We start from the raw sequence: 15,480 nt of genomic DNA, 5'->3' as shown, positions 1-15,480 counted from the left end.
TGACTATGAAAAACATCGTTTTATGCTGTGCTGCGGGAATGTCCACCAGCATGCTGGTTCAACGCATGAAAGACGCAGCGCAGAAGAAAGGGGTCGAGGTTTCAATCAAGGCGGTTCCGGTCGCAGAATTTAAAGACAACATCGCCACCGCAGATATCGTGCTGCTCGGTCCGCAGGTGAAGTATGAGCAGGCCAAGTTGCAGGCGCAGGCCGATCCGTTAGGTAAAAAAGTCGCGGTTATCGACATGATGGATTACGGCATGATGAAAGGTGATGTCGTTCTGGAAAAAGCCCTCAAGCTAATGGAGTAAGCGCGTGGAAGATTTAGAAACCATTATTATGGAGCTTCTGGTAAACGCGGGCGCCGCGCGTAGCCAGGCGCTGACGGCGTTGCAGCTGGCGCGAAAAGGCGACTTTGCCGGCGCCGAGCAGGCGATGGAAGAATCGCACGAGTTTGTGAAAAATGCGCACAAAATCCAGACTCAATTGATTGGACTTGATGAAGGAACCGGGAAACTGCCTGTCAATTTGATCACCGTGCATTCTCAGGACCACCTGATGAACGCTATGGTTATCCAGGATCTGGCGGGGGATATGATTGAGCTGTACCGTCGTCTGCCCCCCGTAAACGAATAATAAGCGATTTATCAGTCATACATGATGCCCGATTATTCGGGCATTTTGTTTTTAGACGGCTGTCAACGCGCTATCTGGCGGCGTGTATTTTTCCGCAATTTATGGCACAACAGTGGCATCGTTTCTGCTGCCAGAATCCATAACCCAGGTTGCCTATGCCTTCACTCCCCTTTCCGGTCTTCACGCTTTTTATCCTGCTGATTTTACTGGCCAGAGTGTGCCTTCAGCCTGGGAAAAAATCGCGTGGCGTAATGTACTTCATCGCTGGCTGTGCGTTGCTGGTTATGATGTCGGCCCTGCGTTGGGCGTTTGATGCCGTAATATTGCGCCAGCTTCAGTCTCTGCTGGCGATACTTTTCCCGCCGCTGGTGTGGCGCTGCTTTACCGATCTCACCGGGCAGAAGCGTGCCTGGCATATCCTGACATCCATCCTGCCGCCCGTCCTCGCCCTGCTGATAAATCTTGCCAGGCCTGATGCAACGGATGCCGTGCTGGTGCTGCTTTATCTGGGGTATGGCATTGCATTGCTCAGAACCGCCCTGTTGGGGGCTGATGCTTTTATACTGACCCGGCTTAGCGATTCACCGACCACCTCCATGATGGCGTTTGCCGCAGGCTGTTTCCTCTGTTTTTCCAGCCTGACAGATTTAGCCATCGCCTGGGACTTCAGCCAGTACAACGGGCAGCATGCGCCGCTACTGGTCGCCATTTCACAGGGGATCCTGCTGCCGTTTATCTGTCTTGCGATTTTGTTTACCGGGCGAAAAGTCACCGCCCCACCACTCAGTGTGACCGTGGATGCCTGCGAGCCAGAGATTGTAGCTGTCGCGCCTGAAGACCAGAATCTCTGCCAGAAGCTGGAAACCACCCTGGCTGGCCGTGAACTTTTCCTCGATCCGGACCTCAGCTTAAACGCGCTGGCGCGAAAAACCGGGATACCTGCGCGACAGATATCCCAGGCCATCAATCGGACGCGAGGCTGCAATGTCTCCCAGTGGATTAATGGCTTTCGTATTCAGCATGCCCAGCGCTTGCTGCTGCAATCAGATGTCCCCATCACACAGGTCATGCTGGAAGCCGGTTTTTCCACAAAATCCAACTTTAACCGCGAATTTGCGCGCGTCAGTGGGATGACCCCTGGCGACTTTCGCCGTGCGGCGGCTGATAATTCAGCGTCTGATTTAAAAACTGACTTATCGTCGTAAACAGTTGCTGATGGATAGCCTCCCGGGTCAGGCTTCCCCCGTCGCGGCAGACAATACCGTCCCCCGGATCCTGAGCCTCAATCAACGCTTCAACGCCGGGCTTACACATTTGCATAAAGCTGAAATGGGTGGCCCCCGTTACGCTGACATAGCGACGCAGGTTCTGCGGCAACGAATCGAAAAGATAACCCGATTCAAGACGAGCGGGAACGTCATCACTGTCAGCCTGAGCGCCCATCACCAGCACCGGTATTGAGATCTGCGCCAGGCTTTCTGGCGTAAACCCCCGTGCCAGCCCCAAATCGAGAGACACCACGGCTTTGATTCGCGTATCTCGCTGGCTTGCCGCCAGCGGTGCTTTTGATTCGGGTTTGTCCGTCCCCAGAACATGTTTCAGTTTACAGCCCCCCAAAGTGACATGCGTTTGGCAATCCTGTAAAAAGCGATCTACTGAAAACAGTCCTCCCGCCAGTTCGATTACCGTCCATCCTCCCAGAGAGTGGCCTGCTGCGGCAATACGCTCAGGATCGACATACCCGGCAAGCTCAGGGGTTTTGAGTAAATGGCTGAGCAGAAGCGTCAGATCATCTGGACGCCGCCAAAGCTGTTGGGCTGCGCGCTTTTCCTTATTTAGCGTTGTGGTGCCTGGGTGGTCGACCGCTGCCACAATGTAGCCCTGCTGCGCCATTTGACTGGCCAGCCAGTTAAGATTTCGCCAGTTGCCGCCATAACCATGTGAGATCAGTAAAAGCGGGTGTTTTTGCGCGCCAGGTTTAGCATCTCGCTGGGCATTCGTACCGAGAAATACGATGTTCTCTCCCACCTGTTCAGGTTTTCCTTTATCGGACGTGGGATACCAAAGAGCTGCATCAAGTGGGCGTTCACTTTCACTATTGAGCCTGAACTGACGAAACCCGACCTCAGCGCTGGCCAGTTGACTGAATAAAAGTACGATTAAGAGAGCAGAAAAATATCGAAACATAGCGGGATTCCCGGTTAATAAAACACCCGGTTTTTTTAGCAGCCCTGCGGCTGCCGCGCGTCCTGAAACGCGATCGAGGTCTTTTTTGCTGCGTTTTGTGCATAAAAACACTTCAGGCGTGGAAGAAGCTGAGGGATAAGTCGAGGGAAAAGAGAGATAAAAAAACTGCACCTTACTCAGTTGGGATCCAACCTTTGGGGTGCAGCTTTACTTGTCAGCTAATCAGCAACGATTAATCGTTGTCTGAACCGCCCAGACCTGCGTTCAACAGCTCTGCCAGGCTGGCAGATGCGTCTTCAGCAGTCACCTGCGGTGCAGCAGGCAGTTCGCCCGCAGCGCGACGGCGCATACGATCCTGGTGGTAGGCATAGCCGGTACCAGCCGGGATCAGACGACCCACGATAACGTTCTCTTTCAGACCGCGCAGTTCGTCGCGTTTACCCGCAACGGCTGCTTCTGTCAGAACACGAGTCGTTTCCTGGAACGATGCCGCAGAAATGAAGGACTCGGTTGCCAGAGACGCTTTGGTGATACCCAGCAGATCGCGGGCAAAGGTTGCCGCAATTTTGCCGTTTGCTTCCAGATCGCGGTTAGCAATCTTAACGCGGGAGTATTCAACCTGCTCGCCTTCCAGGAAGTCGGAGCTACCTGCATTTTCGATGGTCGCTTTACGCAGCATCTGACGAACGATAACTTCAATGTGCTTATCGTTAATCTTAACGCCTTGCAGACGGTAAACTTCCTGCACTTCGTTGGTGATATAACGGGTAACCGCATGAACACCACGCAGGCGCAGAATGTCGTGCGGTGCTTCCGGGCCATCGGAAACCACATCACCACGTTCTACACGTTCACCTTCAAACACGTTGAGCTGACGCCATTTCGGAATCATCTCTTCGTACGGATCGCTGCCATCGAGCGGGGTAATAACCAGACGACGTTTCCCTTTGGTTTCTTTACCGAAGGAAATGATGCCGGTGATTTCCGCAAGAATAGCTGGCTCTTTCGGACGACGTGCTTCGAACAGGTCCGCAACGCGCGGCAGACCACCGGTGATATCTTTGGTACCGCTGGATTCCTGAGGAATACGCGCCAGAGCATCACCCGCACCGATCTGGATACCATCTTCCAGCTGAACAATCGCTTTACCTGGCAGGAAGTACTGAGCCGGCATATCGGTGCCTGGGATCAGAACGTCGTTACCGTTGGCATCAACGATTTTCAGTGCCGGACGCAGATCTTTACCGCCCGTGGTACGTTCTGCAGAATCCAGAACCACCAGCGAAGACAGACCGGTCAGTTCGTCAGTCTGACGAGTAATCGTCTGGCCGTCGATCATATCGGTGAAGCGGATGAAACCTGCAACTTCGGTGATAACTGGCATGGTATGCGGATCCCAGTTTGCAACGGTTTCACCGCCAGCAACCTGCTCACCATCGCCTTTGCCCATTATCGCACCGTAAGGCACTTTATAGCTTTCTTTGGTACGACCGAATTCGTCGATCAGTTTCAGCTCGGTGTTACGGGAGGTCACCACCAGCTTACCGCTGGAGTTCACAACCGATTTCGCGTTGCTAAGACGGATGCTACCTTTGTTTTTCACCTGGATGCTGGATTCAGCAGCCGCACGAGATGCCGCACCACCGATGTGGAACGTACGCATCGTCAGCTGGGTACCCGGCTCACCGATGGACTGTGCCGCGATAACGCCGATAGCTTCACCTTTGTTGATGATGTGGCCACGCGCCAGGTCACGACCATAGCAGTGGGCACACACACCAAAGTCGGTGTCACAGGATACGACGGAACGCACTTTCACGGAGTCAACAGAGTTCAGTTCCAGCAGGTCACACTGCTGTTCGTGCAGCAGCGTATTACGCGGAACCAGAATGTCTGCGGTACCCGGCTTCAGAATGTCTTCAGCGGTTACACGACCCAGTACGCGATCGCGCAGCGGCTCTTTAACATCACCACCCTCGATAACCGGGGTCATGGTGATACCTTCGAGGGTGCCACAATCGTCTTCGGTGACCACCAGATCCTGCGCGACGTCAACCAGACGACGAGTCAGATAACCGGAGTTCGCTGTTTTCAGTGCGGTATCCGCCAGACCTTTACGCGCACCGTGCGTGGAGATGAAGTACTGGAGTACGTTCAGACCTTCACGGAAGTTCGCGGTGATTGGCGTTTCGATGATGGAGCCATCCGGCTTCGCCATCAGACCACGCATACCGGCAAGCTGACGAATCTGTGCTGCTGAACCACGCGCACCGGAGTCGGCCATCATGTAGATGCTGTTGAAGGAAACCTGCTGCTCTTCGACGCCGTCACGGTTAATAACGGTTTCGGTTTGCAGGTTGTCCATCATCGCTTTGGATACACGATCGTTCGCCGCAGCCCAGATATCGATAACTTTGTTATAGCGTTCGCCCGCGGTAACCAGACCGGACTGGAACTGTTCCTGGATCTCAGCAACTTCGGCTTCCGCCTCAGAGATGATCTCGTATTTTTTCTCCGGGATGACCATGTCATCGATACCAACGGATGCACCTGAACGCGCTGCATAAGCAAAGCCGGTGTACATCGTCTGGTCCGCAAAAATAACGGTCGGTTTCAGGCCCAGAATACGGTAACAGGTGTTCAGCATCTTAGAGATCGCTTTCTTACCCAGTGCCTGGTTCACGATAGTGAACGGCAGACCTTTAGGTACGATCATCCACAGAATGGCACGGCCAACGGTCGTGTCTTTCAGGCTGGTTTTCGCTACAAACTGACCGTTTGCATCTTTTTCGTATTCGGTGATACGCACTTTAACGCGCGCATGCAGAGAGGCCAGGCCAGCGCGATAAATACGCTCAGCTTCTTTCGGGCCAGTCAGCACCATGCCTTCGCCTTTGGCGTTAACACAGTCACGGGTCATGTAGTACAGACCCAATACAACGTCCTGAGACGGAACGATGATAGGTTCGCCGTTCGCCGGAGACAGGATGTTGTTGGTAGACATCATCAACGCACGCGCTTCAAGCTGGGCTTCCAGCGTCAGCGGTACGTGAACAGCCATCTGGTCACCATCGAAGTCGGCGTTATAGGCCGCACAAACCAGCGGGTGCAGCTGAATTGCTTTACCTTCGATCAGTACCGGTTCAAATGCCTGGATACCCAAACGGTGCAGGGTTGGTGCACGGTTCAGCAGTACCGGGTGTTCGCGGATAACTTCATCCAGGATATCCCAGACAACAGCTTCTTCACGCTCAACCATTTTCTTCGCGGCTTTGATGGTGGTGGCGAGGCCACGCAGCTCCAGCTTGCCGTAAATGAACGGTTTGAACAGCTCCAGCGCCATTTTCTTCGGCAGACCGCACTGATGCAGACGCAGGTATGGACCTACGGTGATAACAGAACGACCGGAGTAGTCAACACGCTTACCGAGCAGGTTCTGACGGAAACGACCCTGTTTACCTTTGATCATATCGGCCAAAGATTTCAGAGGACGTTTATTAGAACCGGTGATCGCACGACCGCGACGACCGTTATCCAGCAGGGCGTCAACCGCTTCCTGCAGCATACGTTTTTCGTTGCGTACGATGATATCCGGCGCAGCCAGATCCAGCAGACGTTTCAGACGGTTGTTACGGTTGATCACGCGACGGTACAGATCGTTAAGATCCGACGTTGCGAAACGACCACCATCCAGCGGAACCAGCGGACGCAGATCTGGCGGCAGAACCGGCAGAACGGTCAGGATCATCCACTCCGGCTTGTTGCCAGACTGTACGAAGGCTTCCAGCAGCTTGATGCGCTTGGTCAGCTTTTTACGCTTGGTTTCGGAGTTGGTTTCGTTCAGCTCTTCACGCAGCTGTTCGCATTCCTGCTCCAGATCCATGCTTTTCAGCAGGGCCTGAATAGCTTCGGCGCCCATCTTCGCGTCGAATTCGTCACCGAACTCTTCCAGCGCGTCCAGATACTGCTCTTCAGTCAGGATCTGGTTACGTTCCAGGTTGGTCATCCCGCCTTCGATAACCACATAGGATTCGAAGTACAGAACACGTTCAATATCGCGCAGCGGCATATCCAGCAGCAGGCCGATACGGGACGGCAGTGATTTCAGGAACCAAATATGGGCGGTCGGAGACGCCAGCTCGATGTGGCCCATGCGCTCACGACGCACTTTAGTCTGGGTCACTTCAACGCCGCACTTCTCACAGATCACACCACGGTGTTTCAGGCGCTTGTACTTACCGCACAGGCACTCGTAGTCTTTTACTGGCCCGAAAATACGGGCACAGAAAAGGCCGTCACGTTCTGGTTTGAACGTACGGTAGTTGATGGTTTCCGGCTTCTTAACTTCACCAAAAGACCATGAACGGATCATGTCTGGCGAGGCCAGAGCAATTTTGATCGCATCAAACTCTTCGGTTTTAGTTTGCGCTTTCAGAAACTTTAATAAGTCTTTCACGGATTTGCTCCCGTCGGAGTTAGCACAATCTGGTGTCGGGTTTTACCCCGACACCAGTGACCTGTTTGAGCGAGAGTTACTCGTCTTCCAGCTCGATGTTGATACCCAGCGAACGAATCTCTTTCAACAGTACGTTGAAGGACTCTGGCATACCCGGTTCCATCTGATGGTTGCCGTCCACGATGTTTTTATACATCTTGGTACGACCGTTCACGTCATCAGACTTAACGGTAAGCATTTCCTGCAGGGTGTATGCCGCGCCGTATGCTTCCAGCGCCCACACTTCCATCTCCCCGAAGCGCTGACCACCGAACTGCGCCTTACCACCCAGCGGCTGCTGAGTAACCAGGCTGTAAGAACCGGTAGAACGCGCGTGCATCTTGTCATCAACCAGGTGGTTCAGTTTCAGCATGTACATGTAACCCACGGTTACCTGACGCTCGAACTGCTCACCGGTACGGCCGTCAAACAGAGTGATCTGACCGGAACTCGGCAGGCCACCCAGCTGTAACAGCTCTTTGATTTCAGACTCTTTTGCACCGTCGAAGACTGGTGTTGCAATCGGCATACCCTTACGCAGGTTTTCAGCCAGACGCAGAACTTCGTCATCAGAGAAGGTATTCAGGTCGACTTTCTGACGAACGTCGGTACCCAGATCGTACGCACGCTGGATGAATTCGCGCAGTTTGGCGACTTCCTGCTGCTGTTTCAGCATGGCGTTGATTTTCTCACCGATGCCTTTTGCAGCCATACCCAGGTGGGTTTCCAGAATCTGACCGATGTTCATACGAGACGGTACGCCCAGCGGGTTCAACACGATATCTACCGGCGTGCCGTTAGCGTCGTGAGGCATATCTTCGATCGGGTTGATCTTAGAGATAACACCCTTGTTACCGTGACGACCTGCCATTTTGTCACCAGGCTGGATCTGACGTTTAACGGCCAGATACACTTTAACGATTTTCAGCACGCCTGGTGCCAGATCGTCGCCCTGAGTGATTTTGCGGCGTTTCGCTTCGAGTTTTTTCTCGAACTCGTGTTTCAGTTCGTCATACTGCTCAGCCAGTTGTTCCAGCTGATTTTGTTTCTCTTCGTCGGTCAGGCCGAGTTCCAGCCAGCGGTCACGCGGCAGTTTGTCGAGCTTATCAGCTTCAACACCACCGGCTACCAGCACCGCGTAGATACGACCAAACAGGCCAGCTTCGAGGATCTGCAGTTCTTCAGACAGGTCTTTCTTGGCCTGTTTGAGCTGCATTTCTTCGATTTCCAGCGCACGTTTGTCTTTTTCTACGCCATCGCGAGTAAAGACCTGAACGTCGATAACCGTACCGGAAACACCGTTCGGTACGCGCAGAGAAGAGTCTTTAACGTCAGACGCTTTCTCACCGAAGATCGCGCGCAGCAGTTTCTCTTCCGGCGTCAGCTGGGTTTCACCTTTCGGCGTTACCTTACCAACCAGAATGTCACCGCCGGTGACTTCTGCACCGATGTAAACGATACCGGACTCATCCAGTTTGGAGAGCGCAGCTTCACCCACGTTCGGGATGTCAGCAGTGATCTCTTCCGGCCCCAGCTTGGTGTCACGGGACACACAGGCCAGTTCCTGAATATGGATGGTAGTGAAACGGTCTTCCTGAACCACACGCTCGGAAACGAGGATGGAGTCTTCGAAGTTGTAACCGTTCCATGGCATGAACGCCACGCGCATGTTCTGACCAAGCGCCAGTTCGCCCAGATCCGTTGAAGGACCATCAGCCAGCACGTCACCACGTTCAATAGGTTCGCCCAGGTTGACACACGGCATCTGGTTGATACAGGTGTTCTGGTTAGAACGGGTGTACTTAGTCAGGTTGTAAATGTCGATACCAGCTTCGCCCGGGTACATCTCGTCTTCGTTAACTTTGATAACGATACGGGAAGCATCCACGTACTGAACCAGACCGCCACGTTTAGCCACCGCAGTTACACCGGAGTCAACGGCAACAGCACGTTCCATACCGGTACCAACCAGCGGCTTATCAGCGCGCAGAGTTGGTACGGCCTGACGTTGCATGTTCGCACCCATCAATGCACGGTTGGCGTCATCGTGTTCCAGGAACGGGATCAGAGACGCACCGACGGAAACCACCTGCTGGGTGGAAACGTCCATGTAGTCAACCTGATCGCGGCTGAACAAGCTGGATTCGCCTTTGCTACGGCAGGTAACCAGATCTTCTTCAAAGTGGCCTTCGTCATCCAGGTTGGAGTTCGCCTGAGCGATAACGTAGTTGCCTTCTTCGATAGCAGACAGGTAATGAATTTCGTCGGTTACAACACCGTCGGTCACTTTACGATACGGAGTCTCAAGGAAACCGTATTCGTTAGTCTGTGCGTACACGGACAGGGAGTTGATCAGACCAATGTTCGGACCTTCGGGCGTTTCGATAGGACATACGCGACCATAGTGAGTCGGGTGTACGTCTCGAACTTCAAAGCCTGCACGTTCACGGGTCAGACCGCCCGGGCCGAGTGCGGAGATACGACGTTTGTGCGTAATCTCAGACAGCGGGTTGTTCTGGTCCATAAACTGAGACAGCTGGCTGGAACCAAAGAACTCTTTCACTGCCGCAGAAATCGGCTTGGCGTTGATCATATCCTGAGGCATCAGGGTATCGAGATCGCCCAGAGACAGACGCTCTTTCACCGCACGCTCTACACGTACCAGGCCAACGCGGAACTGGTTTTCCGCCATTTCGCCTACGGAACGGATACGACGGTTGCCGAGGTGGTCGATATCATCGACTTCGCCCTGACCATTACGAATACCAATCAGCTTACGCATAACCTGAATGATGTCGTCTTTGCTCAGGATGCCGGAACCTTCAATCTCGTCACGCAGCAGCGAACGGTTGAACTTCATACGACCTACAGCAGACAGATCGTAGCGGTCTTCAGAGAAGAACAGGTTCTCAAACAGGGTCTCAGCTGCTTCACGGGTCGGCGGCTCGCCAGGACGCATCATGCGGTAGATTTCTACCAGCGCGCTCAGACGGTCGTTAGTCGGGTCGATGCGCACGGTCTCGGACATGTACGCGCCATGATCCAGATCGTTGGTGAACAGCGTCTCAATACGTTTGTAGCCGGACTGGCTCAGCTTCGCCAGCAGATCCAGGCTCAGCTCCATGTTCGCCGGGCAGATCAGCTCGCCGGTAGATTCGTCGATATAGTCTTTAGAAACGACTTTACCTGCGATGTACTCAACCGGTACTTCGATGTGCTGAATCTCGTCTTTTTCCAACTGACGAATATGGCGCGCAGTGATGCGACGGCCTTTTTCTACGTAGATTTTACCGTTCGCTTCGATGTCGAAGGAGGCAGTTTCGCCACGCAGACGTTCCGGCAACAGCTCCATTTGCAGCTTGTTATCACGGATTTCGAAAACAACTTTCTCAAAGAACAGGTCAAGGATCTGCTCAGTGGTGTAGTTCAGCGCACGCAGAATAATGGTCGCAGGCAGTTTACGGCGACGGTCGATACGTACGAACAGGTTGTCCTTCGGATCGAATTCGAAGTCCAGCCAGGAACCACGGTAAGGAATGATGCGCGCGTTATACAGCACTTTACCCGAAGAGTGGGTTTTACCCTTATCGGAGTCAAAGAAGACGCCTGGGCTACGGTGCAGCTGGGAAACGATAACACGCTCAGTACCGTTGATAACAAAGGTACCGTTGTCTGTCATGAGCGGAATTTCACCCATGTAGACTTCTTGTTCTTTAATGTCTTTAACTGTGCCTTCCGGCGCTTCGCGCTCGTAGATCACCAGACGCAGTTTTACGCGCAGCGGTGCCGAATAGGTCACGCCGCGGATCTGACATTCTTTTACATCAAAAACTGGTTCGCCAAGACGATAGCTGACGTATTGCAGCTCCGAATTGCCGCTGTAGCTTTTGATTGGGAATACGGAGCGGAAAGCAGCTTCCAGACCGTACTGGCCCTCAGGATCTTGCTCGATGAACTTCTGGAACGAGTCAAGCTGGATAGAAAGGAGATATGGAATGTCCAGAACTTGTGGACGTTTACCAAAATCCTTACGAATACGTTTTTTCTCGGTATAGGAGTAAACCATAGGGTTCCTCAGCTCGCTGACAAGTCGACCCACTCTGCCCGGCAAATGGACAGTTTATGCAACACCATTTTGTTGATCGGAAAATAGAAAACTTTCCGCAATATCTGTTGCTATCACGCTTAAATCATTTCATTGCGGTTTACACAGAACATGCGCTCTGCCGCAGTATATTAAGTCATAGATAGAAACAAACATTGAACAGGTAACCCGTAGTCAAACAGTGAGAAATGCTACCGGTACCCTACAGCGCAAAAAGGCTGGTGACTAAAAAGTCACCAGCCATCAGCCTGATTACTCAGGCTGCAACCGGAAAGGTTGGCTTATTTAACTTCAACTTCAGCGCCAGCTTCTTCCAGGGATTTTTTCAGTGCTTCTGCGTCGTCTTTGCTGATGCCTTCTTTCAGGGCAGCAGGTGCAGATTCTACCAAGTCTTTAGCTTCTTTCAGACCCAGGCCAGTTGCGCCGCGAACTGCTTTGATTACAGCAACTTTGTTCGCGCCGATACCTTTCAGAATCACGTCGAATTCAGTTTTTTCTTCAGCAGCTTCAGCCGGGCCAGCAGCTACAGCTACAGCAGCAGCAGCGGAAACACCGAATTTTTCTTCCATTGCAGAGATCAGCTCAACAACGTCCATTACGGACATAGCGGATACTGCTTCAATGATTTGATCTTTAGTGATAGACATTTAAATTGTTCCTGAAAATCAGAATAAGTTTATACGTAAGCAGATGCTTTACAAAGATAACTGCGATTAAGCAGCTTCTTTCGCATCGCGTACAGCAGCCAGAGTGCGAACCAGTTTGCCAGCCGAAGCTTCTTTCATGGTTGCCATCAGGCGTGCAATTGCTTCTTCGTAGGTCGGCAGGGTTGCCAGGCGATCGATTTGCGATGCCGGGATCAACTCACCTTCAAAGGCTGCAGCTTTGACCTCAAATTTTGCATTCGCTTTCGCGAAATCTTTGAACAGACGAGCAGCAGCGCCCGGGTGTTCCATAGAATATGCAATCAGGGTCGGACCAACGAACGCGTCTTTCAGGCACTCAAACTGAGTACCTTCAACAACACGACGCAGCAGGGTGTTACGAACAACACGCATGTATACGCCGGCTTCGCGACCTGCTTTACGCAGTTCGGTCATTTTGTCTACAGTTACGCCACGGGAATCCGCAACTACTGCAGACAGCGCGCCTTTGGCTACTTCGCTGACTTCAGCAACAATCGCTTGTTTGTCTTGAAGATTTAAAGCCATTAGCTTTGCTCCTGGATGTTTGCCAGAACAAAATGTTCTGGAACTCACTTCACTCATTCCAACGGAATAAGCGTCTTAATACGGTGAGCAGAAACAAGCCAGAGTATCCAAAAATAATCTTAGCGTTCTGTCACCGTCTACGCAGGGGATTAAGTTTCTTGCGAAACACCTGCGGTCTTCGACGGAGGCCTGGATAGGCCAGGCTCCAACGAACAAATCTTTTTACCTGCTAACGTTCGTTAGCAACGTGGGGGTAAGATTGTAGACAAATCCACCACCCACGTAAAGGTATTAGTTTGCAGCAGCGCTCAGGCCAGCCTGGTCAACTGCAACACCTGCACCCATGGTGGTGGAGATGCTAACTTTCTTGATGTACACGCCTTTCGCCTGAGTTGGTTTTGCTTTTTTCAGCGCAACCAGCAGGGATTCCAGGTTTTCTTTCAGTTTGTCAGCGTCAAAATCCACTTTACCGATGGTGGTGTGAATGATGCCGTTTTTGTCGTTACGGTAACGAACCTGACCTGCTTTAGCGTTATTAACCGCTTCAGCAACGTTTGGAGTTACAGTACCAACTTTCGGGTTTGGCATCAGGCCACGTGGGCCCAGGATCTGACCCAGTTGACCAACAACGCGCATTGCATCCGGAGAAGCAATAACAACGTCGAAGTCCATTTCGCCTTTTTTGATCTGGTCAGCCAGATCTTCCATACCTACCAGTTCAGCGCCAGCAGCTTTAGCAGCTTCAGCGTTTGCGCCCTGGGTAAATACGGCTACGCGAACGGAACGGCCAGTACCGTGCGGCAGTACAGTTGCACCACGTACGTTCTGGTCAGATTTACGCGCGTCGATGCCGAGGTTAACAGCAACGTCTACGCTTTCTACGAATTTAGCGGTGGCCAGCTCTTTCAGCAGAGCAATGGCTTCGTTGATGTCGTACTGTTTAGTTGCATCAACTTTGTCACGGATCACGCGCATGCGCTTGGTCAGTTTAGCCATTTCTTAATCCTCCACTACCAGGCCCATGGAACGTGCAGTACCTTCGATTGAGCGAGTCATCGCTTCAATATCAGCACCAGTCATGTCCGCGGCTTTAGTCTGAGCGATTTCCTGCAGCTGAGCGCGGGAGATTTTGCCCACTTTGTCTTTGTTCGGCTTGCCGGAACCAGACTTGATACCAACAGCTTTCTTCAGCAGAACTGCTGCCGGAGGCGTTTTGGTAACGAAAGTGAAAGAACGGTCAGCGTAAACGGTAATAACAACCGGAATTGGCAGACCTTTTTCCATGGAATCAGTTTTGGCGTTAAACGCTTTACAGAATTCCATGATGTTAACACCCTGCTGACCCAGAGCCGGACCAACCGGTGGGCTCGGGTTCGCCATACCAGCTGCAACCTGCAGCTTGACGTAGGCTTGTACTTTCTTAGCCATTGTAAAATCCTCGTTTGGGTAATAACGCCCGAAGGCTCCCCGGTTAAATACGTTTTACGGGCTGAACCCATAAAAACAAAAGGCGCGAAATTGTATGCCAATCTCGCGCCTTGTGCAACGGTTAAATCGTCGCTTTTTTGATCGCCTGCTTAGGCCTTTTCAACCTGAGCAAAGTCCAGCTCAACCGGGGTCGCACGACCGAAGATTGAAACAGACACTTTAAGACGAGACTTCTCGTAATCGACTTCTTCAACCACACCGTTAAAGTCAGCAAACGGACCGTCGCTAACGCGGACCATTTCACCCGGTTCGAACAGCGTTTTCGGACGCGGTTTATCACCCACCTGCTGCAGGCGGTTCATGATCGCATCAACTTCTTTGTCGCTGATAGGTGCCGGACGATCGGAAGTACCACCGATGAAGCCCATAACGCGCGGTACGCTGCGTACCAGGTGCCAGCTCGCGTCGTTCATAACCATCTGAACCAGCACGTAGCCTGGGAAGAATTTACGTTCGCTTTTGCGACGCTGGCCGCCACGGATTTCGACCACTTCTTCGGTCGGCACCATGACTTCACCAAACAACTCTTCCATATTGTGTAATTTGATATGCTCACGCAGCGATGTTGCTACGCGGCCTTCAAAACCGGAAAACGCCTGCACGACGTACCAGCGCTTTTTAGGAGCTTCAGACATCTCAGAACCTCAGGCCAGTGATAAAGGAAACGAGGCGAACCAGAATACCATCCAGCCCCCACAAAATAAGTGACATAACCGCAGTTACCGCAGCTACGATCAATGTGGTGTGCAATGTTTCCTGGCGAGTTGGCCAAATGACCTTACGTACTTCAGTTCTCGCTTCACGGGCAAAAGCAACGGTTGCCTTACCTTTTGTCGTTAACAGCGCGACACCACCCGCTGCAGCAATCAGAATCACCACGGCCAGCGCACGCACCGGTAGCATCATGTCACGATAGAGGTAGTTGCCAACAATAGCCGCAATCAGCAGTAGAGCAACAACAACCCATTTCATCGCTTCCAGGCCGCGCCCGCTCCCTTGAGCTTCGGTATTCGCACTCATAAACCAACCTGTTACAAGAATCAGACAAACATTTTTGCCCCGCATGAGCGAGGCAACCAAACCGAAAAGCTTTTTCGCATTTCGGACTTAACGCTATCTACAGAGCCTGTCTCAGCAATGATTATGAGAAAAAAATCACTGATGAGCCAGGTTCTGATTCGAAAGCGTATAAAAAGGGCATCAAATGATGCCCTTTTCTTGCGCATAGCGTCAAATGTTATCAGCGATTAAGCGATAACTTTTGCAACAACGCCCGCGCCTACAGTACGGCCGCCTTCACGGATTGCGAAACGCAGACCGTCGTCCATCGCGATTGGGTGGATCAGGGTAACAACCAT

At 52.3% G+C, this 15,480-nt stretch carries 13 protein-coding genes; 3 read left to right on the top strand and 10 right to left on the bottom strand.

What is annotated here, in order from left to right:
- Nucleotides 1-5 precede the first annotated feature (5 nt).
- The 3 genes from ACSZO4_RS13155 (at nucleotide 6) to ACSZO4_RS13145 (ending at nucleotide 1,841) form a co-directional block, all read left to right on the top strand.
- Nucleotides 6-311 carry a PTS sugar transporter subunit IIB gene (locus tag ACSZO4_RS13155; RefSeq protein ID WP_293568450.1) on the top strand — a complete coding sequence of 102 codons (306 nt, stop codon included), beginning with the start codon at nucleotides 6-8 and terminating at the stop codon, nucleotides 309-311.
- 4 nt (nucleotides 312-315) lie between these two features.
- The gene (locus ACSZO4_RS13150; RefSeq protein WP_437889420.1) at nucleotides 316-636 is read left to right on the top strand and encodes a PTS lactose/cellobiose transporter subunit IIA; all 321 of its coding nucleotides are present in this window, start codon (nucleotides 316-318) and stop codon (nucleotides 634-636) included.
- Nucleotides 637-791: 155 nt separating this feature from the next.
- Entirely contained in the window at nucleotides 792-1,841 is a 1,050-nt protein-coding gene (locus tag ACSZO4_RS13145; RefSeq protein WP_437889419.1) for a helix-turn-helix domain-containing protein, read from the top strand.
- On the opposite strand, the gene ACSZO4_RS13140 is transcribed toward ACSZO4_RS13145, so the two are convergent.
- From ACSZO4_RS13140 to ACSZO4_RS13095, 10 genes are all read right to left on the bottom strand, one after another.
- A complete protein-coding gene (locus ACSZO4_RS13140) occupies nucleotides 1,759-2,823 on the bottom strand; it encodes an alpha/beta hydrolase family protein (protein ID WP_437889418.1) in 1,065 nt (354 codons plus the stop codon). The two genes, ACSZO4_RS13145 and ACSZO4_RS13140, sit on opposite strands and share 83 nt — an antisense overlap.
- A 232-nt stretch (nucleotides 2,824-3,055) precedes the next feature.
- Nucleotides 3,056-7,279: a DNA-directed RNA polymerase subunit beta' gene (gene rpoC / locus ACSZO4_RS13135; protein ID WP_437889417.1), complete on the bottom strand. Its 4,224-nt coding sequence runs from the start codon at nucleotides 7,277-7,279 to the stop codon at nucleotides 3,056-3,058.
- A 76-nt stretch (nucleotides 7,280-7,355) separates the two neighbouring features.
- Nucleotides 7,356-11,384 carry a DNA-directed RNA polymerase subunit beta gene (rpoB, locus tag ACSZO4_RS13130; protein ID WP_437889416.1) on the bottom strand — a complete coding sequence of 1,343 codons (4,029 nt, stop codon included), beginning with the start codon at nucleotides 11,382-11,384 and terminating at the stop codon, nucleotides 7,356-7,358.
- Between the two features lie 320 nt (nucleotides 11,385-11,704).
- Nucleotides 11,705-12,070 carry a 50S ribosomal protein L7/L12 gene (gene rplL / locus ACSZO4_RS13125; RefSeq protein ID WP_437434178.1) on the bottom strand — a complete coding sequence of 122 codons (366 nt, stop codon included), beginning with the start codon at nucleotides 12,068-12,070 and terminating at the stop codon, nucleotides 11,705-11,707.
- 66 nt (nucleotides 12,071-12,136) lie between these two features.
- Nucleotides 12,137-12,634, bottom strand: a complete 498-nt coding sequence (rplJ, locus tag ACSZO4_RS13120) for a 50S ribosomal protein L10 (RefSeq protein WP_007704673.1) — start codon at nucleotides 12,632-12,634, stop codon at nucleotides 12,137-12,139.
- 291 nt (nucleotides 12,635-12,925) lie between these two features.
- Nucleotides 12,926-13,630 carry a 50S ribosomal protein L1 gene (gene rplA / locus ACSZO4_RS13115; protein ID WP_437889415.1) on the bottom strand — a complete coding sequence of 235 codons (705 nt, stop codon included), beginning with the start codon at nucleotides 13,628-13,630 and terminating at the stop codon, nucleotides 12,926-12,928.
- 3 nt (nucleotides 13,631-13,633) lie between these two features.
- A complete protein-coding gene (gene rplK / locus ACSZO4_RS13110) occupies nucleotides 13,634-14,062 on the bottom strand; it encodes a 50S ribosomal protein L11 (protein WP_437889414.1) in 429 nt (142 codons plus the stop codon).
- 149 nt (nucleotides 14,063-14,211) lie between these two features.
- The gene (gene nusG, locus ACSZO4_RS13105) at nucleotides 14,212-14,757 is read right to left on the bottom strand and encodes a transcription termination/antitermination protein NusG (RefSeq protein WP_002438628.1); all 546 of its coding nucleotides are present in this window, start codon (nucleotides 14,755-14,757) and stop codon (nucleotides 14,212-14,214) included.
- A 1-nt stretch (nucleotide 14,758) separates the two neighbouring features.
- On the bottom strand, nucleotides 14,759-15,142 hold the full coding sequence (secE, locus tag ACSZO4_RS13100; protein ID WP_437889413.1) for a preprotein translocase subunit SecE: 384 nt from the start codon (nucleotides 15,140-15,142) through the stop codon (nucleotides 14,759-14,761).
- A gap of 227 nt (nucleotides 15,143-15,369) precedes the next feature.
- The coding region (locus tag ACSZO4_RS13095; protein ID WP_072269979.1) for an elongation factor Tu at nucleotides 15,370-15,480 on the bottom strand (111 nt) is incomplete at its 5' end.

It is taken from the genome of Phytobacter sp. V91 (genome assembly GCF_965644225.1).
Lineage (GTDB): Bacteria > Pseudomonadota > Gammaproteobacteria > Enterobacterales > Enterobacteriaceae > CBFFRJ01.
The sequence above is the reverse complement of the archived record's forward strand: the minus strand, read 5'-3'. Positions and strand labels throughout refer to the sequence as shown.

Bases quoted from the DNA above. Each gene is read 5' to 3' on its own strand.
- ACSZO4_RS13155 (WP_293568450.1), top strand. From the start codon at position 6: ATGAAAAACATCGTTTTATGCTGTGCTGCGGGAATGTCCACCAGCATG.
- ACSZO4_RS13145 (WP_437889419.1), top strand. From the start codon at position 792: ATGCCTTCACTCCCCTTTCCGGTCTTCACGCTTTTTATCCTGCTGATT.
- ACSZO4_RS13140 (WP_437889418.1), bottom strand. From the start codon at position 2,823: ATGTTTCGATATTTTTCTGCTCTCTTAATCGTACTTTTATTCAGTCAA.
- rpoB (WP_437889416.1), bottom strand. From the start codon at position 11,384: ATGGTTTACTCCTATACCGAGAAAAAACGTATTCGTAAGGATTTTGGT.
- rplL (WP_437434178.1), bottom strand. From the start codon at position 12,070: ATGTCTATCACTAAAGATCAAATCATTGAAGCAGTATCCGCTATGTCC.
- rplJ (WP_007704673.1), bottom strand. From the start codon at position 12,634: ATGGCTTTAAATCTTCAAGACAAACAAGCGATTGTTGCTGAAGTCAGC.
- rplA (WP_437889415.1), bottom strand. From the start codon at position 13,630: ATGGCTAAACTGACCAAGCGCATGCGCGTGATCCGTGACAAAGTTGAT.
- rplK (WP_437889414.1), bottom strand. From the start codon at position 14,062: ATGGCTAAGAAAGTACAAGCCTACGTCAAGCTGCAGGTTGCAGCTGGT.
- nusG (WP_002438628.1), bottom strand. From the start codon at position 14,757: ATGTCTGAAGCTCCTAAAAAGCGCTGGTACGTCGTGCAGGCGTTTTCC.
- secE (WP_437889413.1), bottom strand. From the start codon at position 15,142: ATGAGTGCGAATACCGAAGCTCAAGGGAGCGGGCGCGGCCTGGAAGCG.